The sequence below is a fragment of the Lentzea albidocapillata subsp. violacea genome, assembly GCF_900100275.1.
GTDB classification, from domain to species: Bacteria; Actinomycetota; Actinomycetes; order Mycobacteriales; family Pseudonocardiaceae; genus Lentzea; species Lentzea violacea.
Genome location: NZ_FNET01000012.1, coordinates 69,750 through 96,503, shown reverse-complemented (window position 1 = coordinate 96,503; position 26,754 = coordinate 69,750). Strand labels below are relative to the sequence as shown.

At 66.9% G+C, this 26,754-nt stretch carries 28 protein-coding genes, 1 tRNA gene and 1 pseudogene; 19 read left to right on the top strand and 11 right to left on the bottom strand.

What is annotated here, in order from left to right:
• Positions 1–37 precede the first annotated feature (37 nt).
• Positions 38–604 carry an HD domain-containing protein gene (locus BLR21_RS25550; protein WP_090009023.1) on the top strand — a complete coding sequence of 189 codons (567 nt, stop codon included), beginning with the start codon at positions 38–40 and terminating at the stop codon, positions 602–604.
• Here the strand turns inward: BLR21_RS25550 and BLR21_RS25545 are convergent.
• Positions 589–1,062, bottom strand: a complete 474-nt coding sequence (locus BLR21_RS25545) for an NUDIX hydrolase (RefSeq protein ID WP_090009020.1) — start codon at positions 1,060–1,062, stop codon at positions 589–591. The two genes, BLR21_RS25550 and BLR21_RS25545, sit on opposite strands and share 16 nt — an antisense overlap.
• 10 nt (positions 1,063–1,072) lie before the next feature.
• Entirely contained in the window at positions 1,073–1,816 is a 744-nt protein-coding gene (locus tag BLR21_RS25540) for a DUF5919 domain-containing protein (protein ID WP_090009018.1), read from the bottom strand.
• A gap of 158 nt (positions 1,817–1,974) precedes the next feature.
• Here BLR21_RS25540 and BLR21_RS25535 point away from each other — a divergent pair, with 158 nt between their 5' ends.
• From BLR21_RS25535 to BLR21_RS25495, 8 genes are all read left to right on the top strand, one after another.
• A complete protein-coding gene (locus BLR21_RS25535; protein WP_090009016.1) occupies positions 1,975–2,430 on the top strand; it encodes a hypothetical protein in 456 nt (151 codons plus the stop codon).
• A 3-nt stretch (positions 2,431–2,433) separates the two neighbouring features.
• Complete coding sequence (locus tag BLR21_RS25530; protein WP_090009014.1) at positions 2,434–2,634, top strand: hypothetical protein; 201 nt, start codon at positions 2,434–2,436, stop codon at positions 2,632–2,634.
• A complete protein-coding gene (locus tag BLR21_RS25525; protein WP_143027871.1) occupies positions 2,634–2,894 on the top strand; it encodes a hypothetical protein in 261 nt (86 codons plus the stop codon). Before BLR21_RS25530 ends, BLR21_RS25525 begins: the two co-directional genes overlap by 1 nt.
• A complete protein-coding gene (locus BLR21_RS25520) occupies positions 2,881–3,141 on the top strand; it encodes an AMED_5909 family protein (protein WP_256334928.1) in 261 nt (86 codons plus the stop codon). Before BLR21_RS25525 ends, BLR21_RS25520 begins: the two co-directional genes overlap by 14 nt.
• Before the next feature lie 412 nt (positions 3,142–3,553).
• Positions 3,554–4,666 carry an FtsK/SpoIIIE domain-containing protein gene (locus BLR21_RS25510; RefSeq protein ID WP_256334927.1) on the top strand — a complete coding sequence of 371 codons (1,113 nt, stop codon included), beginning with the start codon at positions 3,554–3,556 and terminating at the stop codon, positions 4,664–4,666.
• On the top strand, positions 4,606–5,943 hold the full coding sequence (locus tag BLR21_RS42720) for a replication initiator (protein ID WP_256334926.1): 1,338 nt from the start codon (positions 4,606–4,608) through the stop codon (positions 5,941–5,943). The genes BLR21_RS25510 and BLR21_RS42720 overlap by 61 nt, the downstream gene beginning before the upstream one ends.
• Positions 5,940–6,116 carry a helix-turn-helix transcriptional regulator gene (locus BLR21_RS25500; protein ID WP_090009003.1) on the top strand — a complete coding sequence of 59 codons (177 nt, stop codon included), beginning with the start codon at positions 5,940–5,942 and terminating at the stop codon, positions 6,114–6,116. The genes BLR21_RS42720 and BLR21_RS25500 overlap by 4 nt, the downstream gene beginning before the upstream one ends.
• Positions 6,086–7,294, top strand: a complete 1,209-nt coding sequence (locus tag BLR21_RS25495) for a tyrosine-type recombinase/integrase (RefSeq protein ID WP_256334925.1) — start codon at positions 6,086–6,088, stop codon at positions 7,292–7,294. The genes BLR21_RS25500 and BLR21_RS25495 overlap by 31 nt, the downstream gene beginning before the upstream one ends.
• 60 nt (positions 7,295–7,354) lie before the next feature.
• Here BLR21_RS25495 and BLR21_RS25490 read toward each other — a convergent pair.
• Positions 7,355–7,430: transfer RNA gene (locus tag BLR21_RS25490), tRNA-Lys, on the bottom strand.
• Positions 7,431–7,693: 263 nt separating this feature from the next.
• Here BLR21_RS25490 and BLR21_RS25485 point away from each other — a divergent pair.
• Complete coding sequence (locus BLR21_RS25485) at positions 7,694–8,806, top strand: serine hydrolase domain-containing protein (protein WP_090008998.1); 1,113 nt, start codon at positions 7,694–7,696, stop codon at positions 8,804–8,806.
• Complete coding sequence (locus BLR21_RS25480; protein WP_176929781.1) at positions 8,803–9,828, top strand: serine hydrolase domain-containing protein; 1,026 nt, start codon at positions 8,803–8,805, stop codon at positions 9,826–9,828. The genes BLR21_RS25485 and BLR21_RS25480 overlap by 4 nt, the downstream gene beginning before the upstream one ends.
• Before the next feature lie 2 nt (positions 9,829–9,830).
• On the opposite strand, the gene BLR21_RS25475 is transcribed toward BLR21_RS25480, so the two are convergent.
• On the bottom strand, positions 9,831–10,739 hold the full coding sequence (locus BLR21_RS25475; protein WP_090008994.1) for a CobW family GTP-binding protein: 909 nt from the start codon (positions 10,737–10,739) through the stop codon (positions 9,831–9,833).
• A gap of 142 nt (positions 10,740–10,881) precedes the next feature.
• Between BLR21_RS25475 and BLR21_RS25470 the strand changes: the two genes are divergently transcribed.
• Genes BLR21_RS25470 through BLR21_RS25460 form a run of 3 tightly spaced genes read left to right on the top strand, consistent with a single transcriptional unit; the run spans position 10,882 to position 17,766 of the window.
• Positions 10,882–11,409, top strand: a complete 528-nt coding sequence (locus BLR21_RS25470) for a hypothetical protein (RefSeq protein ID WP_090009396.1) — start codon at positions 10,882–10,884, stop codon at positions 11,407–11,409.
• Between the two features lies 1 nt (position 11,410).
• On the top strand, positions 11,411–13,336 hold the full coding sequence (locus BLR21_RS25465; RefSeq protein ID WP_256334924.1) for a flotillin family protein: 1,926 nt from the start codon (positions 11,411–11,413) through the stop codon (positions 13,334–13,336).
• Positions 13,333–17,766 (top strand): DNA repair ATPase, encoded by a 4,434-nt coding sequence (locus BLR21_RS25460; protein WP_090008993.1) that lies wholly within the window; start codon positions 13,333–13,335, stop codon positions 17,764–17,766. Before BLR21_RS25465 ends, BLR21_RS25460 begins: the two co-directional genes overlap by 4 nt.
• On the opposite strand, the gene BLR21_RS25455 is transcribed toward BLR21_RS25460, so the two are convergent.
• Positions 17,763–18,227, bottom strand: a complete 465-nt coding sequence (locus BLR21_RS25455; protein ID WP_143027870.1) for a hypothetical protein — start codon at positions 18,225–18,227, stop codon at positions 17,763–17,765. The genes BLR21_RS25460 and BLR21_RS25455 overlap by 4 nt on opposite strands.
• An 80-nt stretch (positions 18,228–18,307) precedes the next feature.
• Complete coding sequence (locus tag BLR21_RS25450) at positions 18,308–18,718, bottom strand: PPOX class F420-dependent oxidoreductase (RefSeq protein ID WP_090008989.1); 411 nt, start codon at positions 18,716–18,718, stop codon at positions 18,308–18,310.
• A 34-nt stretch (positions 18,719–18,752) separates the two neighbouring features.
• On the opposite strand from BLR21_RS25450, the gene BLR21_RS25445 reads away from it, so the two are divergent.
• Both BLR21_RS25445 and BLR21_RS25440 read left to right on the top strand, forming a co-directional pair.
• Positions 18,753–19,565, top strand: a complete 813-nt coding sequence (locus BLR21_RS25445) for an oxygenase MpaB family protein (protein ID WP_090009394.1) — start codon at positions 18,753–18,755, stop codon at positions 19,563–19,565.
• 82 nt (positions 19,566–19,647) lie between these two features.
• A complete protein-coding gene (locus BLR21_RS25440; protein WP_090009391.1) occupies positions 19,648–20,463 on the top strand; it encodes a glutamate ABC transporter substrate-binding protein in 816 nt (271 codons plus the stop codon).
• On the opposite strand, the gene BLR21_RS25435 is transcribed toward BLR21_RS25440, so the two are convergent.
• Positions 20,460–21,500, bottom strand: coding sequence for a L,D-transpeptidase (locus BLR21_RS25435; RefSeq protein WP_256334923.1), 1,041 nt, complete (start codon positions 21,498–21,500; stop codon positions 20,460–20,462). The genes BLR21_RS25440 and BLR21_RS25435 overlap by 4 nt on opposite strands.
• Before the next feature lie 454 nt (positions 21,501–21,954).
• Here BLR21_RS25435 and BLR21_RS25430 point away from each other — a divergent pair, with 454 nt between their 5' ends.
• The gene (locus tag BLR21_RS25430; RefSeq protein WP_030477903.1) at positions 21,955–22,158 is read left to right on the top strand and encodes a cold-shock protein; all 204 of its coding nucleotides are present in this window, start codon (positions 21,955–21,957) and stop codon (positions 22,156–22,158) included.
• An 84-nt stretch (positions 22,159–22,242) separates the two neighbouring features.
• On the opposite strand, the gene BLR21_RS25425 is transcribed toward BLR21_RS25430, so the two are convergent.
• The 4 genes and pseudogenes from BLR21_RS25425 to BLR21_RS25410 form a co-directional block, all read right to left on the bottom strand.
• Positions 22,243–22,548, bottom strand: a complete 306-nt coding sequence (locus BLR21_RS25425) for a hypothetical protein (RefSeq protein WP_030477904.1) — start codon at positions 22,546–22,548, stop codon at positions 22,243–22,245.
• A 244-nt stretch (positions 22,549–22,792) separates the two neighbouring features.
• Positions 22,793–24,975, bottom strand: a pseudogene (locus tag BLR21_RS25420) (heavy metal translocating P-type ATPase).
• Entirely contained in the window at positions 24,972–25,178 is a 207-nt protein-coding gene (locus tag BLR21_RS25415) for a heavy-metal-associated domain-containing protein (protein WP_030477906.1), read from the bottom strand. The pseudogene BLR21_RS25420 and the gene BLR21_RS25415 overlap by 4 nt, the downstream one beginning before the upstream one ends.
• 55 nt (positions 25,179–25,233) lie before the next feature.
• Positions 25,234–25,494: a hypothetical protein gene (locus BLR21_RS25410; RefSeq protein ID WP_030477907.1), complete on the bottom strand. Its 261-nt coding sequence runs from the start codon at positions 25,492–25,494 to the stop codon at positions 25,234–25,236.
• 153 nt (positions 25,495–25,647) lie between these two features.
• Here BLR21_RS25410 and BLR21_RS25405 point away from each other — a divergent pair, with 153 nt between their 5' ends.
• Positions 25,648–25,893, top strand: coding sequence for a hypothetical protein (locus BLR21_RS25405; protein WP_090008986.1), 246 nt, complete (start codon positions 25,648–25,650; stop codon positions 25,891–25,893).
• A gap of 126 nt (positions 25,894–26,019) precedes the next feature.
• Entirely contained in the window at positions 26,020–26,649 is a 630-nt protein-coding gene (locus BLR21_RS25400) for a ScbR family autoregulator-binding transcription factor (RefSeq protein WP_090008984.1), read from the top strand.
• Positions 26,650–26,754 lie beyond the last annotated feature (105 nt).

The following is a 26,754-nucleotide window of genomic DNA, read 5'->3' as shown; positions in this document are numbered from 1 at the left end:
GGGTCCAGCAAACTAGGTGCCTGCGTATGGTTGCAGAGTGGATCTCGTCGCCTGGGCTACCGACGCCGTCACGGATGTACTGGCAGGACCGTTTCCTCAGAGGTTTGCGCACGTCATAGGTGTAGGGAGCAGGGCGCGGCTCGCTGCACCCTTGTTTGACCGGCAGGATCAAGAGCTGCTGGTGGCAGCTGCGCTGCTCCATGACATCGGCTACGCGCCGAATCTTGCGCATACGACGTTTCATCCTCTGGATGGCGCGCGGTTCCTGGCCCATGGTCATGCGGACAGTCGACTGTGCGCGCTGGTGGCGCATCACTCGTGTGCGTATCTGGAAGCCGAGCTAAGAGGACTATCAGCCCAACTCGCACAGTGGGTGGATGAGAGGACTCCACTCCGCGACGCCCTCTGGTGGGCGGATATGACCACTACGCCCGATGGTGAGTCTACAAACGTGCATGACCGGATCGAGGAGATCCAGAAGAGGTATGGGCCGGACGACTTGGTGACCTTCTTCATCAGGCAAGCCAAGCCTGAACTAGTCGCCGCTGTCGAGCGTACGGAAGAGCGGCTACGCGCGGCGGGAGTCGACTACACCGCGAAGTAGGGTGTCGCTCGGCCTTCAAAGCCGTGCCCGATCCGTAGGCGGGTCGACGGGTGGATGCTCAAGGAGTCCAAGTCTCCGCGGCTAACCCAAAGCACTTCGCTCGACTCGTTGCTCGTCCTCAGTTCGCCGCCGATCGGCCGTGCCCGGAAGCAGATGGAGAACTGCTGGCGCACCTCACCGTCGGTGTATGCGATGACGTGCGCGGGGTCGGAGTAGACGCCGATGATGTCGACGGGCTCGACGTCGATCCCGGTCTCTTCCTTGACCTCGCGGATGACGGTGTGGCCGATGGTCTCGCCGACGTCCTGGGCTCCGCCGGGGATCGAGTACAGGTCGTTGTCGGTCCGCCGGATCATCAACAGCCGGCCGTGCTCGTCCTGTACGAACGCCGTCACCGCCACGACGATGTTTGTCGCCTTGGGCGCGTTCGGGTCGTTGTAGTGATCAGTGCGAGCCATGCCTACCTGCCTACCACTTCGGCTGCTTCGCGCCATCCCAGACGCCTTGGAAGCTCTCGGCGTACGTCTCGAACAGGTCGCCGCCGGACAACCGTCGTAGGTGCAGGACCGGTGCGTGAGCTGCCATGAAGCCGTGCACGTGCGTGTTCACGAGCATCTCGTCATCGAAGCGGTAGATCGAGTTGTAGAGCGTCGTGCCGTGAACCCGGATCTCCACGCCCGACACCTCGGCCAACGGCCTGTAGACCGCGAGGGCGTTTCGGATCTTCGCGCCAAGCGTGGTCTTGCCGATGCCCTCTTCTTCGCTGCGGCGCGCGACCTCTCGGCTCGCGGGGTCTCCGAGCAGCAACCGGATCTTGACTCCGCTCTCCGCCTTCTGGCGAAGCGTCTTGATCAAGGCTGGGTTGTCCACGAGGAACATGCCGGCGTAGACGAGGATCGAGATGCTGATCTTGGATTGCTCGATCAGGTGTCCCCAGATGTCGTGCGATACCGCGTGGCGGTGTGCGTAGACCTGTACGACCTCGGACTCGTTGATCTCTTTCTTCTTCTCCGGCGCGACTGCGTCAGGCCAAAGGTAGGTCTCTGTCTCGCGGACCATCGCGGCGATGGCGTGCCGGTGGCGTGGGTACGGCGTCCGGTCCTGCGTGATCCACCGTTCGACGGTCTTCGGGTCTACGCCGGTTGCCTTGGCCACTTCATCGAAGCCCAAAGTGTTGCGCAGCAACGCATCTCGCAGGCGTTGGTTCGGCATGGCCCACCCTCCGTACAACTAGGGACGACTTTAGTGTAGTCGAGACGTCTGTAGTTGTCCTGTTGTGTGGTGTTGACGTCCTCCCGATTCGTCGAAAGTCGTAGGTGTCGAGATGTCGGGGAGTGGCCCCGACCGGCACAAACGTCAGGAGAACGACGATGGCGATCACAGGTGGGAGCAGGTTCCCGGCGGGTCACGACTTCGTGTTCCCGAGGGGTGCGCTCGTGATGGGCGTCGAGCCGGTGCTCGAGTTCCAGTCGGCTGAGGAGCGTGCCAAGGGCCTCCCTGTCGAACAGGAGAAGGACAAGGAGACCGGTCAGCTCGTGTGGTCCGTCCTGGTGATCGACCAGGCTGCGGAGCGCAAGGCGGACGCTGCGGTCACGGTCAAGATTTCGGCACCTCACCAGCCGGTGCCGCCGGAGGCCATTCCGGGTACGGACATCCGCCCGGCGATGTTCGAGGGCCTGACGGTGACGCCGTGGATCGATGACAAGGGCTGCCGTGGTGGCCACGTCGGTGAGCGTCACCGCTGCCGGGCGAAGCTGGGCTACAGCCTGCGGGCCACCGGTATGAAGGCCATCGTCGCGGCCAAGCCCGCACCTAAGGCGGCGTGATCCGTGCCTGACTTGATGCGCCTGCACCTGACGGCAAACCTGCCGATCCGGGTGGAACCGCTCGTCTTCGCTGGACGGGTCGAGTTCCGGCTGGGCAACGCGTTCCCTGCCGTCCTGGTGGTCGATGCGGAAGCACTGCCCCGGCTTGCTGAGGCGGTCGCGGAGGGTCAGACGGCTCTCAATGCGGCGCGGGGTGGTCAGTGATGGGGTTCAACGCCACCTGCACACCCGGTCAAGACGCGGGCGCGGCCATGATCCGGGTGACACCCGAGGTTCCGGCGCTGGCCATCTACCTCGACCCGGTCAATATCGCGATCCAACTCCCGCCCTTTCCCGGTGGCTCGGACGTGCTGATGCGGTTCTGCCGGGAGTTGTCGCGTGAGGCCTCCAAGTTGGCTGATCACCTCGGCGACCAGGAGGGGCGTCACGCGCTCGCGGAGGAGGCTCCTGATGTCCGCAGTTGAGGCGATGCGCTGGGGCCTTGCTGAGCAGGTCCGGACGCTGAGCGAGGCGCATGACGTGCTGAGCAAGCTCCTGCCCAATCCCAAGTCCGCGCCCGACGTGTTGAAGGACTACTACCTCCGCTCGGCCGCCATCTACGCGCGCGTCGCTGAGACCGATCGCAGCCACCACCACGAGGCCATGTATTGGGCAAACCGTGAGCGCGAGAAGGGGGAGGCGATCAAGGTCACCAAGTCGGCGAAGAAGTAGCGAAATTCCTCATTGGACAGAGCGCGTGACTCTGCGGGGTCACGTGGCGATGCCGCACGTCTTGTTGCGGCGCAAAGAGAACGTAAGACGCAGGAGCGGAAACCGGCTACCAACCTCGCCGCTCCTGCGTTGTCCACCCAACTCAGGAGTGAACAACGATGAGCGTAGAGCCTGAGCGCATCCGTGCGCTAGACAGGGCCACAAAGCAACTGCTGTGGGATCGAATGATCTCCAGCAAGCAGACCGTTTCCAGCTACGCCGTGATGCTCGACGGTGGCTCGTTGGAGACGATGGAACTCACGGCCGCACAGGCTGAGGGCTTCGAGTGCCTGACCTGTAAGGCACAGCAAACCGCCGCTTCGGGAGCATTCCGACCTGTTGGGCGCATCCCAAGCGTTGGCAGCGTCTTCCAGTGCCTCAAGTGCGCTGGCGGTGCGCGATGAAGGGCAACCGCTGGGTAGACCCCGCGCCATTCGAGGGCGCACGTCCGCAGGTCCCTTGGTGGGTATGGCTTCCCGGTTGGGTCAAGCTCGTGCTCGCGCCGTTCGCGCTGGCCTGGCTCGCCGTCCGCCTGGTCGTGCGGTTGGCTGTTCTGGCGGTTCGGTACCCGGTGGCGGTCACAACCGGCCTCGGCGGCTACGTCGCCTATCGCCAGTTCGGCCTTTCGCCGCTGGTGATCGCGTTGCTGTCGCTCGTGTGCGCCTTGACCGTCTGGTACGGCCTCGATCGGGGCTCGTTTCTCCGGCACGGCTGGTACCGCGTCCTGACCGAGTGGCGACGGCTCACGGTGTACGTGCCGCAGTGGCGCACCGTGATGCGCTTGGCTGAGCTGTCCAAGGACAACCGGGGGCGGGAGTACCGGCCGAAGCTGCGCCGCGTCCGCTCCGAGGGCTGGCGGGACAAGGTCCGGGTGCGGATGATCCCGGCGCAGTCGCCGGAGCAGTGGGAAGCGCGTCGGGACAACCTGGCGCACTCGTTCAATGCCCGGTCCTGCCGTGTGCGGGTGCTCAAGCCGCGCGTGCTGGAGCTCGACTTCATCCACGCTGACCCGCTGGCACGTCCGGTCGCGGTGCCGCAGCTTGCCGAACCTGGAGAGGTCGACCTCAAGCGGGTGGTTGTCGGCCGCACGGAGACCGGCAAGCCCTGGCGGCTGAGGCTGCTCGGCTCACAGGTCCTCGTGGTCGGAGTGCCTGGGGCAGGCAAGGGCTCGGTGCTGTGGTCGATCGTCTGGCAGCTCGCCCCGGCCATCAAGGCCGGCATGGTCCGGCTCGTCGGCATCGATCCCAAGGGCGGCATGGAGCTGGGCCAGTGCCCGGACGCGTTCGAGAAGGTCGTCTACGACAACGGGCCAGAAGCTGTTGCTCTGCTTGAAGAAATCGCGGCTGAGGTCAAAGAACGCGCCACTCGATACCGGGGTATTCGGCGGCGCCTCAGCCTTGGTCTTCCCCCGCCGCTGCACCGGCCGTGTCTGGCCGTTGTAGTCGCGGTAGTTGGTCTGGGCACGCCAGCCCTTTCCGATTGGTAGCAACGAATCGCGCCGTAAGTGCCGATGTCGAGAGGCGGTCGTCCCATCAGGCAGCCTCCTCAAGCAGGTGCTCCCGCAAGGTGCTGGCCCACCACGGCGGCGAGATCTTCGTGCCCTGCGGCAACCGACGCTCTGCCGTCTGCCCTACCTGCTCGGACCGCTACGCCGCCGACGCCTACCACCTGATGCACGCTGGTCTGGCGGGTGGCTCCAAGGGCGTTCCGACCACGGTCACGGACAAGCCGCGGGCGTTCGCCACCCTCACCGCCCCCTCGTTCGGCGCGGTGCACAACCGCTCGACCACGGCCAGCGGCAAGACCCGCCCGTGCACCGGTTGCGGCGAGTACCACCACCAGGCCGACCCGCGCATCGGCACCGCCGTCGACCCCAGCACCTACGACTACGAGGGCTCGGTGCTCTGGCAGGCCAACGCCGGCGCGCTATGGCACCGCTTCCGCATCGCCCTCAACCGCGAGCTGGCCAACGCCGCAGGGCTCAAGGTTCGCGAGTTCGCCGACCACGCCCGGCTCTCGTACGCCAAGGTTGCCGAGTACCAACGGCGCGGCCTCGTGCACTTCCACGCCGTCGTGCGCGTAGACGGCCCTGACGGCCCCACAGACCGCACCCCGCTGTGGGTCACCAGCGAACTCCTGGACGCCTGCGTCAAGGCTGCTGCCGCCTCGGTGAAGCTCACCGTTCCCCGCCCGGACGGCGTGGCCATCGACCTGCGGTGGGGCTCACAGGCCGATGTCCGCCCGATCCGCGCCAACCAGGCTCACGAGGTCGAGAACGCGGACGGCTCGATCAGCGAGACGCGCCTCGCCGCCTACGTGGCCAAGTACGCCACGAAGACGACGGGCAAGACCGACGGCACTGACCGGCCTATCCGCTCCCAGCTCTGCATCGACCACGCCAAGGTCAGCGACCACCACCGGCGCATCATCCAAACCGCCTGGGACCTCGGCGGCCTGCCGCAGTACGAAGACCTCAAGCTGCGCCGCTGGGCGCACATGCTCGGCTTCCGGGGCCACTTCCTCACGAAGTCCAAGCACTACAGCACGACGTTCAAGTCCATTCGCGACGAACGCCGCGCCTTCCGGCAGGCCGAAACCCTCGAACGCCTCGGCCTCGACGCTGACTCGGTCCTCGTTATCAACGACTGGGCCTACCAGGGCAACGGCTACGACACCGACGCGGAACGTGAACTCGCCGCCGCACTCGCCGGCCGCATCCGCGACAACCGACGACGCAAGTACGAACAGGAGACACACCAATGAGCAAGCTGTGGACGATCAACGACCTGTCGGAGTTCCTCGACATCCCCGTTCAGACCCTCTACCAGTGGCGCACGAAGAACTACGGCCCGGAAGGGAGAAAAGTCGGCAAGCATGTCCGCTACGACCCTGAGGTGGTCATGGCGTGGTTCAACGCACAGCCTGGGGCCGCGTGATGGGCCGCCCACGCCTCCAGGTCGGAACGCACGGGAACATCCGCACGGAGCAGGCTGGGCCGAAACGCTGGCGTGCTCGATGCCGCTACCGCGACTTCGACGGCAAGGTCTACGAGGTCGAGCGGTACGGAACGAGCAAGTCGAACGCGATCGACCGGCTCAAGGCGGCCATCCGCGACTGGGTGACTCCTGTCGCTGGCGCACTGATCACCCCCTCGACGCGGTTCTCCGAGGTGGCTCGGATGTGGTTGACGGCCATTGAGGCGGACGCGGAACGAGGTCTCCGGTCGTTCGGCTCGCTCGACACCTACCGCAACCGGTTGGACAAGATCGTCCTACCGGCTGTGGGGGAGCTGAGCATGAACGAGGTCACCACGCCGACGCTCGACACGCTGTGCAAGAAGGTGCGCGACGCGTCCAGCGCGAGTTCGGCCAAGACCGTGCGCAGCATCCTCGGCGGCGTCTGTGCTCTGGCCGTCAGCCACGGCGCACTGGAGATCAACCCGGTCCGTGAGGTCGGGCCGCTGGAGAGCAAGCGAGCGAGGAACAAGCCGACGCAATCACGGGCGCTCTCCGGGGAACAGGTGCTCGATCTGCTGGCCAAGCTCGATGCCGATGAGCAGGCCGGCCGCGATGACCTGCCTGACCTGATCCGGTTCTTCCTCGGGACTGGTGAACGGACCGGCGAGGCTCTGTGCGCGCACTGGCCTGACCTCGATGAACAGGCCAAGGTCATCAACATGTCCGGCAACGTCATCCGGGCACGTGGACGTGGGCGCATCGTGAACAGGGGTAAGACGGAGAACGCGGTGCGTCCGATCCCGCTGGCCGACTGGTGCGTGACGATGCTGGTCACCCGCAGGACCACGGCGGAGAACCTCGACGGCCCGATCTTCCCCAGCACGACGGGCACGATTCGAGAGGCCACCAACGTCCGCAACCGGGCCTGGAAGCCGTTCACGGTCCGTGTGGGCTACGAGTGGGTGACGTTCCGGACGTTCAGGCGGACGGTCGCAACTCTGCTCGATGAGGCAGGGCTGACTGCCCGGCAGATCGCTGATGTCCTCGGGCACGCCCGACCGTCGATGACGCAGGATGTGTACATGGGACGTCGTGCGCCTGGCCGCGCGGCTGCTGATGCGCTCGGCGCGGTGATCGATGGGGAAGACCGTAAGTGAGGGGTAAGCGGGGGGTTTGATCTTGAGAAGATCTCCCCCCGCACCCTCTACCAGCTGCGATGGTGGGCCGCCAGGGACTCGAACCCTGAACCCGAAGATTAAAAGTCTCCTGCTCTGCCAATTGAGCTAGCAGCCCTCGCCGGGACAGCCTACCGATCTCCACCTCCGCATGTCCTCCGGGTTCCCCACCTCACGGTTGACGCACCGCCACCACAGCAAGGAGCGCGACAAGTCCCCACAGGCAAGAGGATCAGGCAAGAAGACAGCTGGATCGGCGTGCCGCCACGAAGCCGACAGCTAGGTAGAGCCTGCTCCACCCCAAGAACGGAAGCGTGCGTGACTGCGCGGACACCACCCTGATTGGAAACCTGTCCTCACCACGGCAAGGGGAGGCACAGGATGAAGAAGACGCTGGTAGGAGTGCTGGCAACGGCCATGCTGTTCACCGGGACGGCGATGGCCGCGCCGGCGAGCGACGTGCAGAAGCAGCTCGATGGGCTCACCAAGCAGCACGAGTTCCCGGCGGCGCTGGCGACGGTCACCGACGGCAACGGTCGGACGGTCGCCTACACCTCGGGCACGTCCGTGCTGAACAAGCGGACGCCTGTGCCCAGGAACGGGCAGGTGCGTGCCGGGTCCAACACCAAGGCGTTTGTCGCCGCGGTGGTCATGCAGCTCGTCGGTGAGGGCAAGGTCGAGCTCGACAAGCCGATCAACCACTACCTGCCGGGCGCGATCAAGGACGACCGGATCACGGTGCGGCAGTTGCTCAACCACACCAGCGGGCTCGCGAACTACACGCAGTACCTGGGGGACTTCGAGGGGTTGCGGCACCGCTACTTCGAGCCGCGTGAACTGCTCGACATCGGCAACGCGCAGCCCGTCACCAACCAGCCGGGCGAGAAGTTCAAGTACAGCAACACGAACTACGTGCTGCTCGGCCTGTTGATCCAGAAGGTGACCGGACGGCCGGTGGCGGAGAACGTCGACCAGCGCATCGTGCGGAAGCTGAACCTGAAAGACACCTACTGGCCCGGCGTGGGTGAGCAGGGTATCCGCGGCAAGCACGCGCACGGGTACGCCAAGACCGGCAACGGCATCGAGGACGTCACCGAGATGGACCCCTCCTGGGGCTGGGCGGCTGGTCAGATCATCTCCACCACCAAGGACCTCAACACCTTCTATCGCGGTCTGCTGAAGGGCGACCTGGTGAAGAAGGCCCAGCTGGACGAGATGAAGAAGACCGTCGACACCGCGGGCGAGATGTGGCCAGGTGTGGAGTACGGGCTTGGCATCGCCAGTGTGCCGTTGTCCTGTGGTGGCCGGTCGTGGGGTCACGGTGGCGACATCCACGGTTACGAGACGCGGGGCGGCGTTACTGATTCCGGCAGGGCGTTCTCTGTTGCTGTCACGGCGTTGCCCGGCACGTTCCAGGACACGCCGGAAGAAGCCGGTAAGGCTCATGATGCTGTTCTGGCTACTGTGGACGCTGCTCTGTGTGGTGCCAAGTGATCGCGGTGGCCGCGCTCACGGCGCTGACTCTCCTTGTCCCCCAACAACTCGACCAGATCGTCAAGGACGGCACGCCTGGCGTTGAGGCTCACGTCAACGGGCACAACCATGCGAGGGGCAACGCGCCGGTCAACGGGCAGGTTCGCATCGGCAGCATCACCAAGTCGTTTGTGGCGGTGGCGACGCTCCAGCTCGTGGCCGGGAACGGGGTCGAGCTCGACAAGCCCGTAAACCGGTACGTGCCGCACATCAAGGACAGCCGCATCACGGTGCGGCAGGTCCTGCAGCACACCAGCGGGTTGCCGGACTACGTCATGCAGGTCGGCGTTCCGAAGATTGCCGACATCAGAGACAGGTACTTAGCGCCGCACGACCTGCTGGACGTCGCCCTGAGTCAGCCGGTGAGGTTCCAGCCGGGCGAGAAGTACGAGTACAGCAACACGAACTATGTCGTGGCCGGGCTGCTGATCCAGAAGGTCACCGGACGGCCGGTCGGCGAGGCGATCCAGAAGGTCATCACCAAGGCCGGGCTCAAGGACACGTACTGGCCTGACCAGGGCGAGCAACGTATCCGCGGCCGGCACGCCCAGGCCTACTCGCTGAGCGACCTGCTCGATCCGAAGTCGAAGGTGGTCAACGCGACCGAGCTCGACACGTCGGCCGCGTGGGCGTCCGGTGCGATGGTGTCCACGCCTGCGGACGTCGCCAAGTTCTACAAGACGCTGCTGCAGGGCGGTCTCCTTGCGAAGCCGCAGCTCGACGACATGCGCCGGACGGTCACGGTCGACGAGAAGAGCGCCTACGGGCTCGGTCTGGAGAGCACCAAGCTCAGCTGCGGCGGAGTCTGGTGGGGGCACGGCGGGTCGATCCACGGCTGGGCGTCGCTCGGCGGTGCTACCGACAGCGGGAGGAACGCGGCGATCACGCTCACCGCGTTGCCCGGTACGTTCGGGGACGACCCGGCGACGAAGTTCCAGCAGGTGTTCGACGTGATGGATACCGCGCTCTGCGAGAAGAAGTGACGTCAGCGGGCGTACCGGAGCACCCAGAGCATGTCCTGCTCGGTCACCGGTTCGTCCGCGACGCACGCCATCAGCCAGTCCGTCAACGCCTCCGGATCGATGCCCGCCCCGATCAGCACCAGCTGCGTCGGGGCGTCGTCGACTGGCGTGAACGAGACGTACGCGCCGACGGTGTGGAGCATGAACGTGCCGAGAGGGAACCGCACGAAACCCTTGGCGCGGAACAGGCCCTCCGGTCGTGCGCTCAGGAAGTCCATGAACAGCTTGGGATGCAACGGATCCGCGTACTCGAAGGACACGCTGTCGTACAGGGCGTGCGCGTGCGTGGAGTGGTCGTCCAGGTCGTCGAACGACAGCTGTCGCGGGCCCAGATCCGGCGGGCGCACCTCGAACAGCAGCGCCGGGTCGATCCGGCCGAAGGAGACCGGAAGCACCGGAGCGGGGGAAGGTAGCGTCGGCAGCGTCGAGGCCCGGTCGACCTTGTTCAGCACCACCAGATCCGCCAGCGCGAGATCGCGGGAGAGATCCGGGACGGCGTCCAGCTCCACCGCGTCGGCCACGTAGATCAGCCCGCCGTACGAGACGCCCGGCGCCTGCAGCACCATCCGCACCATTGCCGCCGGCTCGGCCAGGCCGGACGCCTCGATCACGATGACGTCCAGGTCCGCCGCGGCCAGGCGGGTGAGCATCTCGTCCAGCTCGGTGCCGTCGACCGCGCAGCACAGGCAGCCGTTCGACAGCGACACCATCGAGTCGACCTGGGCCGATACGGCGAACGCGTCGATGTTGATCTGCCCGAAGTCGTTCACCACGACGCCGATCCGCGTGCCGCCGGACGTGCGCAGCAGGTGGTTGAGCAGGGTGGTCTTGCCGGAACCGAGGAAGCCTGCGAGCACGACTACGGGGATCACGACGCTCCAGACTAGCCGGTGAGCTCCGCGTTCCTCTCCGGCACGTCCATGATCGAGAAAGTCATCGATTTCCGTCGATCATTTCCGAAAGTGCAACGGATCAGGCACTTCGCGCATCAGAATGACGAGAAGGGGGGCGATGATGACCGAGTTCCTGGCTGCCGCGCTGGCGTTTCCGACTGTGGTGTTCAGCTTTCTGTTGCTCATAGTGCTGGCTTACTGGCTCACAGTGGCGTTGGTGGGCTTGGACTTCGACGCCCCGGTGATGCCGATCTCCATCTCGATGTTCGTCGTGATCACGTGGTTCACCGCGCTGGTCGGCACGGCGCTGACGCCTGAGGGCTCGCTCCGGTACGCCATCCTCGCCGGTGCGCTGCTCGTCGGCGCACTCGTTACGAAGATCCTTCTCATCCCGGTCAGGAACTGGACGAAACCGGAGAAACCGGCGTCCCGCAACGACTTCGTGGGCCGTACCGCGATCGTCAGGACGTCCAAGGTCACCGAGCGGTACGGGCAGGCCGAGGTGACCGCCGACGACGGCGGCACGGCGGTCGTGCAGGTGCGGGCGGCGCAGAGCACCGAACTGACAGCGGGCCAGACCGCACTGATCTTCGACTACGACGCAGAAGGCGAGTTCTTCTGGGTCGTGGACATCACCACAGGGAGCTGACATGGGTGCGATCTCTACGGGGCTGATCGTGATGATCGCCGTGATCGCGGTTGTGCTGATCTTGGCGCTGATCACGCTGAGCAGGCTGTTCAAGAAGTGCGAGCAGGGCAAGGCGCTGATCGTCTCGAAGATGCGCAAGGTCGACGTGACCTTCACGGGAACCGTTGTCCTGCCCGTGCTGCACAGGTGCGAGACGATGGACATCTCGGTGAAGACCATCGAGATCCGCAGGGCCGGCAACGAGGGCCTGATCTGCAAGGACAACATCCGCGCGGACATCCGCATCACGTTCTTCGTGCGGGTCAACAAGACCGTCGAGGACGTCATCAAGGTCGCGCAGGCGATCGGCACCGAGCGGGCGAGCCACGAGCAGACGCTGCAGGAGCTGTTCAACGCCAAGTTCTCCGAGGCGCTCAAGACCGTCGGCAAGCAGCTCGACTTCGTCGACCTCTACACCCATCGCGACGAGTTCCGCGACCGGATCGTGCAGGTCATCGGCACCGACCTCAACGGCTACAGCCTCGAGGACGCGGCCATCGACTACCTGGAGCAGACGCCGCTCAAGCAGCTCGACCCGGCGAACATCCTGGACGCGCAGGGCATCCGCAAGATCACCGAGCTGACCGCGATCGAGCACGTCAAGACCAACGAGTTCACCCGCAACGAGGAGAAGGAGATCACGCGCCAGAACGTCAGCGCGCGTGAGGCGATCCTCGAGCTCGAACGGCGCCAGGCCGACGCGGAGATCAAGCAGAAGCGCGCGATCGAGACCGCCCGCGCGCAGCAGGAGGCGGAGACGCAGAAGGTGCAGGCCGAGGAGCGCCTCAAGGCCAACACCGCGTTCATCCGCACCGAGGAGCAGCTCGGCATCCAGACCGAGAACAAGGCCCGCGAGATCGCCGTCGCCGAGAAGAACCGCGAGCGCGTGATCGCCGTCGAGACCGAGCGCATCGAGAAGGACCGGCTGCTGGAGGTCATCGCCCGCGAACGCGAGACCTCGCTGCGCATGATCGAGAAGGACAAGGAGCTCGAGCACGAGCGCCGCGCGATCGCCGACCTGGTGCGCGAGCGGGTCGCCGTCGAGAAGACGGTGGCCGAGCAGGAGGAGAACATCAAGCGCCTGCGTGCGGTCGAGGAGGCCGAGCGCGACCGCCAGCAGATCATCATCCGCGCCGAGGCGCAGGCGCAGGAGTCGCTGGTCAAGGACATCAAGGCCGCCGAGGCCGCGGAACAGTCGGCGCAGCACAAGGCCCGCGAGGAGGTCGTGCTCGCCGAGGCGCGCAACAAGGCCGCCGAACTGGACACCCGCTCCAAGATCCGTCTCGCGGAGGGTACGCAGGCAGAAGCCGCTGCGAAGGGTCTGGCGGACGCGCTGGTCAAGGAACGCGACGCCGCCGCGTCCGAGGCGTTCGGCCGCGCCGAGGCCGTGGTCGACCGCGAGAAGGCCCTGGCCGACGCCGAGGGCATCAAGGAACGCCTCAAGGGCGAGGCGGAAGGCCTGTCGCACAAGGCAGAGGCGATGGCCGCGCTCGACACCGCGACCCGCGAGCACGAGGAGTACCGGCTGCGCCTCGAAGCCGAGAAGGAGATCCGCCTCAAGGGCATCGACGTGCAGCGCCAGATCGCCGAGGCCCAGGCCATGGTCCTCGCGGCCGGCCTGGAGAAGGCCGACATCGACATCATCGGTGGCGACACGATGTTCTTCGACAGGATCGCCAGCTCGATCACCGCGGGCAAGCAGGTCGACGGCTTCGTCGGCAACTCCGACGTGGTGCAGGCGCTGGGTTCGAAGTGGATGGACGGGTCGGCGAACTTCCCCGAGGATCTGACCAAGATCCTCAGCTCGTTCACCACCGGCGACGCGCAGAACATCGCCGCGGCGATCGCGCTGACCCAGATGGCCAAGAACAACGGCCAGAACGCATGACGGTGTCCAACCCTTCTGGACTGGACGCGGGCACTTATGAGGTGCTGCGGGCCCGACTGGCCGAACAGGCGGTCGGGCTCGCCCGCAACACCGAGGCGCTGAACGACCGGCGCGTCGAGACGTTCGGCAGCACGGCTCTCGAACTCGTTGCCACCGAACGCATCCGCACCGAGAACAACTGCGTGCCGCGTGACATCGTCGCGCTCGGCGACGTGATGCTGTTCGGCTACAACGTGTTCATGGGTCTCAAGCCCGAGACCAAGGTCGACGACGTCTTCGCGGTCCACGGCAGGGACTTCGCCACGGTCGAGGCGGAGTTCCTGCAGGACCCGAGGTTCCGCAACGACTTCGCCGAGCTGTACCGGTACTACCGCGAAACGCGGCTGCTCCAGCTGCGCACGGTCGAGTCACGGCTGCTCGCGGTGTTCCAGACCGGCGCGCGGATCGAAGATCTCCGCGTGCTGCGCTGGGACATCAAGGTCGACGGCACGGTCACGTACGTCGACAACCGCGGCGACCGCGACCACGTCTTCCCGCCCTCGCACGACTTCACGTGGGTCGAGACGACCCGCGAGCAGCATGTGCTGGGCCGGCACCCGCACATCGCGATCGACGACGAGGTCTTCGTCGAGGCGGTCGGCGGCACGCTGACCGTCAAGATCGAGAACAACACCGAGTCCGGCCAGGGTGTCTACGAAGAGCCCGTCGACGAGCCGTTGCAGAGTCTCGCGGACGCCGACGTGCACTACGCCCGCGTCGGCCCGCTGATCCTGCTGCGCGTCCTGCCGTACAAGGAAACGGTGTGGCGGCACCTCGTCTTCAACACCCGCACCAAGGTGGTCACGCGGCTCGACGGCATCGGCCAGGCCTGCCAGCGCCTGCCGGAGGACCAGGGAATCATCTTCCCCGGCGGCTACTACCTGGTCACGGGCGCGGACAAGACGTTCGACATCGACACCGACGAGCTGGAGTTCGAGCGGGTCGTCCGGTCCGCGAACGGCGAGGACGTGCTGTTCGTCTTCCACGCCCGCCGCGAGGGCCGCAGCCTTCTGTTGCCCTACAACGTGATCCGCAAGGAGGTCGCGACCCCCATCACGTGCCACGGCTACTCGCTCTTCGCCGACGGCACGCTGGTGGTCTTCCGCGAGACCAGCTCAGAGGCCGTGCGCGTGCACCCGATGCAGGTGTGGCGCACGCCGTTCGTCGTCGACGAGGTGCTGCCCGACCAGGCCGGTCCGCTCGCCCGCATCGGCAACGCCGAACTCGTCCGCGGCATCTCGGACTGCCTGTCCATCACCAGGATGAGCGCCGAGATGACCCCGAGCGTGCCGGTGTTCGAGGGCCTGATCGCCCTGTGCACCAGGGTGATCGACGGTGTCCACTGGCTCGATGAGCTGGGACTCAAGCAGGACGTCCAGGCCGTGCGCGCCACGGCCGAGCAGGTGCTGGACGAGTTCGAGGCCGTCCGCACGCTCACCGAGCACGCCGCGCAGCAACTCCACCAGGCCGCGGAGAAGCTGGCGAGCCTGATCAGGCTCGCCAGGTCGGCCGCGCCGCGCAGCGCCGACGAGTGGGTGCGGCTGCTGGCCGACCTGCGCTCCGCCCAGGGCCGGCTGATCACCCTCAAGGACCTGAAGTACGTCGACGTAGAAGAGATCGACCGGCGCGAAGCCGAACTGGTCGAGGAACTCGGTGCGTCCGCGCGCAGAGCCGTCGCGTTCCTCAGTGGCGAGGGCGCGTTCGCCCAGTACCACGAGGAGATCGACCAGATCGCGGCCGTGGAGCTGAAGACCGCCACCGAGGCGAAGCCGTTGCGCGAACGGCTCGCGCAGCAGCAGGCCGGACTGGAGGTGCTGACCGAGGTCGTCAGCACCCTCGACGCCGCCGACACCACGACCCGCACGCAGATCCTGGCGAGCATCGGTGAGGTGCTCGCCGCCGTCAACCGCGCCCGCGCCACTGTGGACGGTCGCCGCGCCCAGCTCGCGAACGCCGAGGGCCGCGCCGAGTTCGCCGCGGAGTTCGCGTTGCTCGGCCAGGCCATCACCGGCGCGCTGTCGGTGGCGGACACCCCGCAACGATGTGACGACCAGCTCGGCAGACTGTTGCTGCAGCTGGAGAACCTGGAGTCGCGGTTCGGCGAGTTCGACGACTTCCTCGCCCAGGTCGGCGCCAAGCGCACGGACGTCTACGAGGCCTTCTCCGCCCGCAAGCAGACGCTGCTCGACGAACGCGCCCGCAGGGCCGACCGGCTCGTGCAGTCCGCGGAACGGGTGCTCGGCACGATCCGCCGTCGCGTCGGGAAGCTGACCTCGACCGACGAGATCAACACGTACTTCGCCGGCGACCCGATGGTCGCCAAGGTCCGCGCGGTCGCCGAGCAGCTCAGGGAACTCGGCGACGCCAGGGCCGACGAGCTCGACGCGAGCCTGCGCGATGCCCGGCAAGAGGGAGGCCGGGCACTGCGCGACCGGGCCGATCTGTACGACGGTGCGTCGATCGTGCTCGGCCGTCATCGCTTCCCGGTGACGACCGAGCCGATGAACCTCACCCTCGTGCCGCGCGACGGCAGGCTGTTCTACGCGGTCACCGGCACCGACTACCGCAGCGAGGTCACCGATCCCGCGTTCGAGGCCACCAGGCCGTTCTGGGACCAGCTGCTCGTCTCGGAGACGCAACACGTCTACCGCTCCGAGCACCTCGCCGGGAGCCTGCTGGCCGAAGGCCGCACCGACGTCACGAACGCCGCTGCGGAACGCTATGACGAGGGCTACGAGAAGGGCGTCCACGACCACGACGCCGAGAAGATCCTCGCTGTCCTGCAACGGCTTCACGCCGGCGCCGGACTGCTCAGGTATCCGCCGCGGATCCGCGCCGAGGCACAGGTCTTCTGGTCCGAGCAACCTGAGGACCGACGCGCGGTGTGGGCGCGCAAGGCCGAGTCACTGGCCCGCGCTCGCACGATCTTCGGTGGCACGCACGGGATTCCCGAGCTGTGCAAGCAGTTCGGGCTCGAGGACCTCACCGCCGAGTACCTGTTCGAGGAACTCGCCTGCGAGCCCAGGGGATTCGTCACCAGCAAGGCCGCCCGCGCGGTGATCGACAGGTTCCGCGCCGTGGTCACCGAGGAACTCCGCGACCGCGACCTGATCGAGGCGTGGCTCAGCGCGTTCCTGAAGGACGAGGACTGCCCGGAGTTCCCCGAAGTCGTGGCGATCCTGCTCACCGACCTGCCGCGCTACGACTCCAGCGCGGCGCTGGCCGAGACCGTCACGGGCCTGCTCGGCACGCACCCCCGCGTGCGGGACCAGTCGATGGACCTGCGCCTCGACGAGACCCTCACCAGGCTCAGGGCTTTCAGCACCGAACAGGTACCGGCGTTCCGCGCCTACCAACGCCGGCGCGACGAGCTGCTGGCAGGGGAACGCCGCAGGCTCAGGCTCGACGACTACCAGCCGGCCGTGCTGAACACGTTCGTGCGCAACAGGTTGCTGAACGAGGTCTACCTGCCGTTGATCGGCGACAACCTCTCCAAGCAGCTCAATGACGGCACTGGCCTGTTGATGCTGATCTCCCCGCCCGGCTACGGCAAGACGACGCTGATGGAGTACGTCGCGAACCGCCTGGGCATGGTGTTCGTCAAGGTCAACGGACCGGCGCTGGGCACCGGCGTCACCTCGCTCGACCCGGAGGAGGCACCGAACGCCACCGCGCGCCAGGAGGTCGAGCGGATCAACTTCGCGTTCGCCCTGGGCAGCAACGTCCTGCTGCACCTCGACGACATCCAGCACACCTCGCCGGAGCTGCTGCAGAAGTTCATCTCGCTGTGCGACGCCCAACGCCGCGTCGAGGGTGTCTGGGACGGCGAGCCGCGCACGTTCGACCTGCGGGGCAAGCGCTTCGCCGTGTCGATGGCCGGCAACCCGTACACCGAGACCGGCCGGGCGTTCCGGGTGCCCGACATGCTCGCGAACCGCGCGGACGTGTGGAACCTGGGCGACGTGCTGTCCGGGCGCGATGCCCTGTTCGCGTTGAGCTACCTGGAGAACGCGTCCGGCTCGAACCCGGTCCTGGGTGGTGTCGACGTGGAACCGTTGGTGCGCCTGGCGAACGGCGAGAGCGTCCGGCACGAGTACGAGACCGTCGAACTCGAACGCATGCTGTCCGTCGTCCGGAAACTGCAACGGATCCAGCAGGTCGTGCTCAAGGTCAACCAGGCGTACATCGCGTCGGCGGCGGACCCGTCGGAGCGGCCGTTCCTGTTGCAGGGCAGCTATCGCAACATGAACAGGATGGCCGCGCGGATCGTGCCGGCGATGAACGACGACGAGGTCGAGGCGTTGATCGACGACCACTACCTCGGTGAGGCGCAGCTGCTCGGCGCGCTGGCGGAAGCGAACCTCGCGAAACTCAGGGAGCTCAAGGCCTAGTCGTCTTCACAGGTCAGCTCGAACCGCCCGCGCCCCTCGACCGGTTCGAGCTGGTGCTCCTCCAGGAAGTCGCATAACTCCTCGGTGTCGAGCGGCCACCGCAGGCAGTGCCCGAAGTCGTCGCCGAAGAGCTTCGTGTCGCACCGCAGCAGGTCGTGCAGGTTGGGCCGTGGTTTGCCCGGGGATGGCGAAGGCGGTGGTCTGTGCTCCGGCTGGGGAGGCCGGTCGGCGGCACGGGGCGGCGGCGGGGGCGGTGGTGGAGGCTGCGGCCGCTCGACCCCGACGGCGGAGACGGTGGTCGTGGCGGTCGCGGTGACGACCTCGGGCGCCGGGGGCGGCGGTGCGACCAGGCGGATGTCGACGGGTTTGTCCGGGGGTGCCGAGAACAGAGCCGCGATCAGGGCAGCGCCCATCAACGCGACCGCGGCTGTGAAATAGCCGCGGCGTCTGACACCTGTCATCGCTTCCGCTCCCCAGGTTCCGCCTGCCCGGTAGCCGCCGTCCCCGTGGAATCGTTGCGCCCGCTAACGGTGTTACAGGTTCAGCCCGTCCTGTCCGGCCCGGCGGAGCTCAGCGAGATCCGCAGGATCACGCGCTGCTCGCGCCGCATCGCCGCCTGGTAGTCGTTCCAGTCGGAGTGCTCGCCGGAGATCGTGCGGTAGTACTGGATCAGCAGGTCCATGGCCTCGGGCAACGGCACGACCGTCGCGGTTCCGTTGAGCTGGATCCAGCGGCCGAAGAAGCTGTCCGGCAGCACGCACAGCGAGACGTGCGGATCGCGCTCCACCTGCTTCGTCTTGTACGCGGTGGCTCGCGTGGAAACGAGCACATCGCCGTTGTCGTCGAGCGCGACGAGCACCGGCGACATGGCCGGCGTGCCGTCGGACTTCAGTGCGCAGAACACCGCGCGGTGCTGACTGCGGAGCACTTCCCGTGCCTGGTCCAGGTCCATGGTCTTCATCCTGGCGAGGCGGGACGATGTCCGCATGTCTGACCCGAACTCCGTGAGCTGGCAGCTGCACGCGGACCCGACGATGTGGATCGCCGGGATCGCGAGCCTCTACCTGCAGGCACTGCACCCCAGGGCGGTCGCGGGTGTCGTCCAGAACTCGAACTTCCAGGCCGATCCGCTCGGCAGGCTCAAGCGCACGGCGGATTTCGTCGGCCTCGGTGTCTACGGCACCGACGAGGAGATCGCCGCCGCCGCGGCACGGGTGCGGGCCACGCACCGGAGCCTGCGCGGTGTCGTCGACGGCCGGACGTTCCGCGTGGACGAGCCCGAGCTGTTGCTCTGGGTTCATTGCTCGGAGGTTTCCTGCTTCGAAACAGTGCTCGACCGTGCGGGGTACGGACTGTCTGACCGGCAGAAGGACCTCTACTACGCCGAGCAGCGGTCCGCAGCCGCTTTGGTCGGATTGCACCCGGATGAAGTACCGGGCTCCCGGCGTGAAATGGCCGAGTACTTCGACCGGATGCGTCCCGTTCTGCGCCGAACGACCGATTCTGATGTGATCTACGACTTCTTGCATGGCCCTCCGGTGCAAGGTTGGGTCCGCCACGGACTGCCCATCTACCGGGTGCTCGTGGGCCACCTGGCCTATTCGGTACTACCCGGCTGGGCTCTCGAACTACACGGCCGTGAGCCGTACGCGCATGCCGACCGATGGCTGCGAATGATGCGCCGAGCTGCGCTTTTGGTGCCCGGCAAGATCAGGAGACTCGCGCCGCCCGGCCATCTGAAGCGAGCGATCGAACGTCACGGCCGACATGTGACGCCCAGCAAAGCGAGGCTTCCGTAGTTGTCATACATCACAGTCGATCACCGCCGCAGGTCCGTAGCATTGCGCACGAATCCACAACACCCCCGGAAGGCCTGTCGTGATCCGTCGTGCCGTGCTCCTGACTGCCGTAGCGGTGTTCGCCACCGCCTGTGGGAGCGGTGACACCAGCACAGTCATCGGACGTGCTGACTCCGGGAAGCTGACCATCGGCATCCGCTACGACCAGCCGGGCCTGAGCGAGCGGCGCCTCGACGGCCGGTACGTCGGCTTCGACGTGGACGTCGCCAAGTACGTGGCGAACGAACTCGGGGTGGAGGAAGGTGGCATCACCTTCAAGGAGGCCCGTGGCGCCGCCCGCGAGTCGATGCTCGAGAACGGCGAGGCCGACCTGATCATCGCCTCGTACTCGATCACCGACGCCCGCAAGGAGAAGGTCGCCTTCGCCGGCCCGTACTTCGAGACGGGGCAGGGCATGCTGGTGCGCTACACCGAGGAGTCGGTCCAGGGCCCGGAGACCCTGAACGGCCGCAAGCTGTGCTCGGTCAAGGGTTCCACCTCCGCGCAGAAGGTGAAGTCGGACTACTCGACGAACGTGCAGCTCGTCGAGTACGGCCAGTACTCCGACTGTGTGATCGCTCTCATGGCGGGCAACGTCGACGCCGTCTCGACCGACGAGGTCATCCTCGCCGGGTTCGCCGCGGAGAACCCCGAGCTGCTCAAGCTCGTCGGCGAGACGTTCTCCAAGGAGCGGTACGGCATCGGCGTGCCGAAGGGTGACACCAAGTCGCGCGACGCCGTGAACGAGGCCATCGAGAAGATGATTTCGAGCGGTGAGTGGAAGCGGGCCCTCGAACGCAACGTCGGTCCGTCGGGTTACGAGATCCCGCAGCCGCCCCAGATCACGGAGAAGTCCTAGCTGATCGCCGCGGACTTGGCGGTCCAGGCCGCCCAGTCCAGCGTCCAGTCCCAGTAGTCGCCGGGAGCCGGCCCGCTCGGGTCGGCCAGCCCGAGCTGCACCGAGGAACCCACGACCTCGACCGGGTCACCGACCATCGTCAGGTCGTAGAAGATCTTGGCGTTGGCACCGGACAGGTTCGCGCATCCGTGCGACACGTTCTCCTTGCCCTGCTTCGAAATCGTGTCGTTGTTCTCGTGCACGAACTCGCCGTTCTGCGAGATCAGCACCGCCCACGTGACCGCCACGTCGTAGTTGTAGACGGTGCTCTTCATCCTCCGTGAGGCTTCCTTCTGCTGCACCACGTGGATGCCCGACCGGGTCACCCTGCCCGGGTCGCTCTCCTTGCCGTACGACGCCGGGAGGTCGTGCAGCAGCACACCGTCCCGGTAGATCTCGAACCGCTTGGTCTGCGTGTTCGCCTTGGCCACCAGCGCCCGGTCCGCGATCTTGAACTGTGCGTGCATGTCGGTCTTGCCGAACGCGCCCCCGCCGAACGGCACTCCGTAGACGTTCACGTCGAGCACAACCTCGGTGTTCGGCTTCCAGTACTCCTTCGGCCGCCAATGCGCCTCGGTGTCGGACAGCCACGCCCACGCGCCCTCGGTCGGCACGGACGTCTTGACGGACATCGCCTTCTGCACGGAAGCCTTGTCCTGCACGGGCGCGCTGAAGGTGACCTTCAACGGCATCGCGATGCCGTACGTCTGGTGGTCGCCGACGTTCAGCTTCGCGCTGGTGAGCCGCTGCGGCTTGATGGTGCGGAACGACCCGGTGACCGGGAGATCGGTCCCGTCCTCACCCTTGGCCGAACCGGACCAGGTGTACGCCTTGTCGTAGGCCAGGTCCTCGGTCGCGACCCAGCGCCCGGCGGAGAGTTCCCCCTTCACCACCCGGCCGTCGGCGCCCGTTAGTACGACGGCGGTCAGCGCGCCACCGGTCATTCCGACCTCGAATGGTCCGGCCGGGCTGATCCCCTCACCCGATGACGGGGTCACCGTGAGTACTGCCTTCGCCTTCTGCTCCGCGACTGGTGCAGTGGCTGGCGAACCGGCCCCAGGCGCACCGTCGGGCGCGGCACCGCAGGCGGTCAATCCCAGTAGTAGAGCCAAAACCAGTGGCCGGAACACGTGCCCCCCAAGATGCCCTCGTCCAACGAACATGAGGACGCGCGGCGGTGGAACACGTTGCTCGGGAAATCGCGATCACCCACCCGGACCAGCGGCTTTCCTCCTATTGAGGCACCCAACCGGCCGGTAATGACCTGTAGTGCTATGACCAATCACACGTTAGGCTGACCCGCGCAGGCCGTGGTTTCTGTGTTCGTGCTTCACACGCTCGCGGAACGACACGCGGGCGTGCGGTGCGCTCTCAGCGAGTTTGCCGAACGCCCCCGGGACGGCCGGGGTTGCACGGTGCAGCCCCAAGCTTTCCTGCGATGGAGGCAGGTACATGGCACAGGGCACTGTCAAGTGGTTCAACTCCGAAAAGGGCTTTGGTTTCATCGCCCAGGACAACGGCGGCGCTGACGTCTTCGTCCACTACTCGGAGATCCAGGGTCAGGGTTTCCGCACCCTGGAGGAGAACCAGCGAGTGGAGTTCGAGGTCGGCCAGGGCACCAAGGGTCCGCAGGCCCAGAACGTCCGCGCGGTCTGAGGTTTTGTAGTACGCCGCAATCGAAGTCGTACGTGAGAAGGACCCTCGACCGGGCTCGGTCGAGGGTCCTTCTTCGTGGTCGCACTAGTGGCCGCGCTGGCGCGCTTCCCACTCCAGGCGCTGCATGACCCACTCCGTGGCGAGAGCCTGCGGGGAGGTCTGGCGCTCGGCGGCGAGCTCCTTGAGCTGCTCGTTCGCCATGAGTTGCAGCCTCAGCTGGTACACCTGCGCACTGCCGAAGCCCGAGGCGGTGGTCTCGTTGTCCGCGTCCGGGGCCAGGGCGGCCAGGTAGGAGGTCAGCTCTTCGTCGTGCGACGTCTCCGGTTGCTGCGGTTCGTCCGCAGGGCGGTGACGGCCGGACTTGGAGCGTCCGAGGGATCCGATAGGCACCGGGACACGATAACGGCTCGGTCACGGAAGCCAAACCCCTGTGAGCCGGGTCACCCCAAGGTGTAAATGGCTCTACTCAGAGTGGATCTCCGGTGGCACCTGCTGGAGAGCTGCGGAGGCCCCCGCGCCAGGGGGAGGAACGCGGGGGCCGGAGGGGATCTCCACAGGCGCTGACCGGGGGTGTGTCAGCTTTTGGATTGTTGCATGCGCACGCGCTCGTTGGGGAGTGTTCGCAAGCAGATTCTTATGCCGCCGATGAACGGAAACCCCGTAGTCGCAAGCTGTTGGTAACAACGAACACGCTGCTGAAGGCCATCGCGGCGCCCGCGATCATGGGGTTCAGCAGACCGAGGGCCGCGAGTGGAAGTCCAGCGACGTTGTAGGCGAACGCCCAGAAAAGGTTGCCCTTGATCGTGCGCAAAGTCTTGCGGGACAACCGAATCGCATCTGCTGCCACGCGCAGGTCGCCGCGTACCAGGGTCAGGTCGCTCGCCTCGATCGCGACGTCGGTGCCGGTTCCCATGGCCAGCCCCAGATCCGCGGCCGCGAGGGCCGGCGCGTCGTTCACGCCGTCGCCGACCATGGCCACAACTCGGCCCTGTGCCTGGAGATTCCGGACCGCTTCGACTTTGCCGGACGGCAGGACGTCGGCGATGACCTCGTCGATGCCGACTTCGGCCGCGACCTCGGCGGCCACGGAGGCGTTGTCGCCGGTCAGCAACACCGGCCGCAAACCGAGTTCCTTCAGTTCCTGAATCGCTTGTGCGGACGTGGGTTTGACGACGTCCGACACGACGATGGCGCCGACAACCTTGTCATCAAAGGAAACCGCGACAACCGTCCGAGTTGTGTGGGCAACCAGGGCCTCAGTCAGTTCCTGTGAAAGGACAACGTTCCGCACTCGACCGACGACGACGCGTCGACCCTCGACCGTTCCGCTGACGCCCACGCCGTCCGCGGAAACGAAATCCGACACCGGCGGCACGTCGTCGGCTTCGCGGACGATCGCCGCGCCGATCGGGTGTTCGGACGCGTTCTCGACGGCCGCCGCGTACCGCAGCACCTCGTCCCGGTTCGCACCCGCCGCGGGGATCACGTCGACCAGCGTCAGGCGGCCGGTCGTCACGGTGCCGGTCTTGTCCAGCACGACGGTGTCCACCCGCCGCGTCGACTCGAGCACCTCGGGACCCTTCACCAGGATGCCGAGCTGCGCGCCGCGGCCGGTGCCCACGAGCAACGCCGTCGGTGTCGCGAGGCCCAGGGCGCAGGGGCACGCGATCACGAGGACCGCCACCGCCGTCGTCACCGCGAACTCCAGCGGCCGCGCGGCGAGCAGCCACGCGCCGAACGACGCCAGCGCGATCAGCACGACGACCGGGACGAAGACGGCGGACACCCGGTCCGCGAGCCGCTGCACCTCGGCCTTGCCGGCCTGGGCCTGCTCGACCAGCCTCGCCATCCGCGCGAGCTGCGTGTCCGCGCCGACGGACGAGGCCTCGACGACCAGCCTGCCGCCCGCGTTGACGGTCCCGCCGACGACCGAATCGCCCTCGCCGACCTCGACCGGCACCGATTCGCCGGTGACCATCGAGCGGTCCACCGCCGAACTGCCGTCGACCACTAGGCCATCGGTGGCGATGCGCTCACCCGGACGGACCACGAAGCGTTCGCCGACCCGCAGCCGGCCGATCGGCACGCGGGTCTCGACGCCGTCGCGCAGCACCGCCACGTCCTTGGCGCCGAGCGCGAGCAACGACCGCAGGGCCGCACCCGCGCTGCGTTTCGAACGGGCCTCCAGCCAGCGTCCGAGCAGCAGGAACACGGTCACGCCGACCGCGACCTCCAGGTAGATGTCGCCGGAGGTGGTGGGCCGCGGCAGCAGGCTGAACTCGTGCCGCATGCCGATGACGCCGGCCTCGCCGAACACCAGCGCGTAGAGCGACCAGAGGTACGAGACCGTGACGCCCATCGACACGAGGGTGTCCATGGTGCTGGCGCCGTGCCGTGCGTTGACGAAGGCCGCACGGTGGAACGGCCAGCCGCCCACCCACACGACCACGCTCGCCAGCGCCAGCGACACCCACTGCCAGGTCGGGAACTGCCATGCCGGGACCATCGAGAACGCGATCACCGGCACGCCGAGCGCTGCGGCAGGGTGACCCTCAGCCGCAGCTCACCGGCCTCGTCCACGTCGGGAGCCTCAGGCCTGGGCTCCTCCGCGTCGTAGCCCGCCGCCCGCACGGTCGACACGAGGTCGTCCACCCGGAGGTTGTCCGGGAACTGGACGCTGGCCTTCTCGGTCGCGTAGTTCACCGTGGCGGAGACGCCGTCGAGCCTGTTCAGCTTGCGTTCGACGCGGTTCGCACAGGAAGCGCAGGTCATGCCGCTGATGCTGAGCTCGACGTGACGAGGCTCGGTCGTGGTCATGCGACCTGGTACCCGGCCTCGGTGACGGCGGCGACGACCTCGGCGCGGTCGAGCTCGCGGTCGCTCGTCACGGTGACCGCGCCGGTCTCCAGGACGACGTCGACACCGGTGACGCCGGAGACCTCGGTCAGCTCCTCGGTGACGGAGCTGACGCAGTGGCCGCAGGTCATGCCGGTGACGGTGTAGGTGGCGCTGACGGACATCGGAGCCCTTTCTCTCTTCGGGACTCCGAGTCTATACCCCCCTGGGGTAAGGGCTCTACTGAGGACTGTCGGGTTTGGGCTGGTCCAGGTTCTGGATGTCGCTCTCGATCTTGTTGACCAGGTCGTCGAGGCCCTCGAGCATCTTGTCCAGCTCGGCCATCCGCGAGCCGAACGCGGACTCGATGTCGGCGTCGATGGTGTTCAGGTCGATGCCGCTGAGCGCCTTGAAGATCGCCTCCTGGTCGGCAGGGGGCGGGGGCTGGGACGCGTTTTGGCCCTCTGCATCGGGGGAAGGCTCCGGCGTGGGGTCGGTCATCGGTCCATCATCCACTGGCCAGTTCCCCACCGGTACGGACGGCATCAGTACGGAAAGTAACGCTGGGTGCCGATGGAATCACTCTGCGGGGGGCTGCGGCCGTTGTCCCAGGTCGCTTAGCCTCGCGCCAACCTCAAGTCGGGGAGGGTGCTCATGAGCGGGTCACTGGAAGTACGGAAGTTCCTGTTCACACAGGACGACAGCGTGTCGCGGCAGGGCGGGCCGAACGTGCCGGCCCAGCGCAACGGAGAAGCCTCGCGGATCTCCGACGATCAGGTCCACCGGGCCAGGCTGGCGGTCGCCAGGAGTGCGACCGGCGCCGAGGACTGCCGGATGCTGCTGGACATGCTCGGTCTGTCACCGGGCGAGGACGGCGGGTCGCCCCAGGCACAACGGTGAACGACGTGCGAACGCGAAGGCGGCCCTGACTCCAGGCGCGCACCCCCCGGAGCGCGCCTGCGGAACAGGGCCGCATCCCGAAACATACCCACGGGTCTCTTTAGCGGCAACGGCTAACCTTCACCCATGCCCCAGCAGGACCGGGCGTACGCGACACGCGAGGCGATCCTCCACGCCGCGGCGGAGGAGTTCGACCGGCTCGGCTACGAGCGCACGTCGCTGACCGCCGTGCTCGCGCGTGCCGGACTGACCAAGGGCGCGTTCTACTTCCACTTCCCCTCGAAGGAAGCGGTCGCCGATGCCCTGATCGAACGGCAGGGCGAACTGTGGGCGCAGGTTAGGGAGTCGTGGCGGCTGCGCGGCGTCGACCCCCTGAGCGCGCTGCACGGCATGTTCGCCGAGGCGGCCGACCGGATGGCGTCCGACGTGGTGCTGCGCGCCGGCGTGCGGCTCAACGCCGATCGCGAGGTCGGTTATCCGGGCGTCCCGAGCACGCACGTCATGTGGGAGAAGCTCGTCGCCGCGTACGTGATCGAGGCGGCCGGGCGCGGGGACCTGCGGGCCGGCGTCGATCCGGAGGCCGTCGCGCGGACGTTGTGCAGTGCGGCTCTCGGTTCGCGGTTGATCTCCTCCGCGACGACGGCGTGCACGGACTTCCCCCAGCGGATCCGCGAGGTGCTGGGACACGTGCTGCCCGGCGTCGCGTCGCCCGAGTGGAAGTTGTCTGGATCACAAACCGCTGCTGAACCGCCGTGACGGGCCGGAACGGCCCTGAACAGGCATTTGTTGATCTGGGTGAGCCGGCCCGGAACGGGGTTTCGGCAGGTCAGCGCATAAGTGGGACCCCCGTTTTGGAGGTGC

Coding starts and splice junctions, on each gene's coding strand:
- BLR21_RS25430 (WP_030477903.1), top strand. CDS start 21,955: ATGGCACAGGGCACTGTCAAGTGGTTCAACTCCGAAAAGGGCTTTGGT.
- BLR21_RS25520 (WP_256334928.1), top strand. CDS start 2,881: ATGTCCGCAGTTGAGGCGATGCGCTGGGGCCTTGCTGAGCAGGTCCGG.
- BLR21_RS25405 (WP_090008986.1), top strand. CDS start 25,648: ATGAGCGGGTCACTGGAAGTACGGAAGTTCCTGTTCACACAGGACGAC.
- BLR21_RS25545 (WP_090009020.1), bottom strand. CDS start 1,062: ATGGCTCGCACTGATCACTACAACGACCCGAACGCGCCCAAGGCGACA.
- BLR21_RS25400 (WP_090008984.1), top strand. CDS start 26,020: ATGCCCCAGCAGGACCGGGCGTACGCGACACGCGAGGCGATCCTCCAC.
- BLR21_RS25500 (WP_090009003.1), top strand. CDS start 5,940: ATGAGCAAGCTGTGGACGATCAACGACCTGTCGGAGTTCCTCGACATC.
- BLR21_RS25415 (WP_030477906.1), bottom strand. CDS start 25,178: ATGTCCGTCAGCGCCACCTACACCGTCACCGGCATGACCTGCGGCCAC.
- BLR21_RS25460 (WP_090008993.1), top strand. CDS start 13,333: ATGACGGTGTCCAACCCTTCTGGACTGGACGCGGGCACTTATGAGGTG.
- BLR21_RS25535 (WP_090009016.1), top strand. CDS start 1,975: ATGGCGATCACAGGTGGGAGCAGGTTCCCGGCGGGTCACGACTTCGTG.
- BLR21_RS25470 (WP_090009396.1), top strand. CDS start 10,882: ATGACCGAGTTCCTGGCTGCCGCGCTGGCGTTTCCGACTGTGGTGTTC.
- BLR21_RS25450 (WP_090008989.1), bottom strand. CDS start 18,718: ATGGACCTGGACCAGGCACGGGAAGTGCTCCGCAGTCAGCACCGCGCG.
- BLR21_RS25540 (WP_090009018.1), bottom strand. CDS start 1,816: ATGCCGAACCAACGCCTGCGAGATGCGTTGCTGCGCAACACTTTGGGC.
- BLR21_RS25465 (WP_256334924.1), top strand. CDS start 11,411: ATGGGTGCGATCTCTACGGGGCTGATCGTGATGATCGCCGTGATCGCG.
- BLR21_RS25445 (WP_090009394.1), top strand. CDS start 18,753: ATGTCTGACCCGAACTCCGTGAGCTGGCAGCTGCACGCGGACCCGACG.
- BLR21_RS25410 (WP_030477907.1), bottom strand. CDS start 25,494: ATGACCGACCCCACGCCGGAGCCTTCCCCCGATGCAGAGGGCCAAAAC.
- BLR21_RS25525 (WP_143027871.1), top strand. CDS start 2,634: ATGGGGTTCAACGCCACCTGCACACCCGGTCAAGACGCGGGCGCGGCC.
- BLR21_RS25485 (WP_090008998.1), top strand. CDS start 7,694: ATGAAGAAGACGCTGGTAGGAGTGCTGGCAACGGCCATGCTGTTCACC.
- BLR21_RS25455 (WP_143027870.1), bottom strand. CDS start 18,227: ATGACAGGTGTCAGACGCCGCGGCTATTTCACAGCCGCGGTCGCGTTG.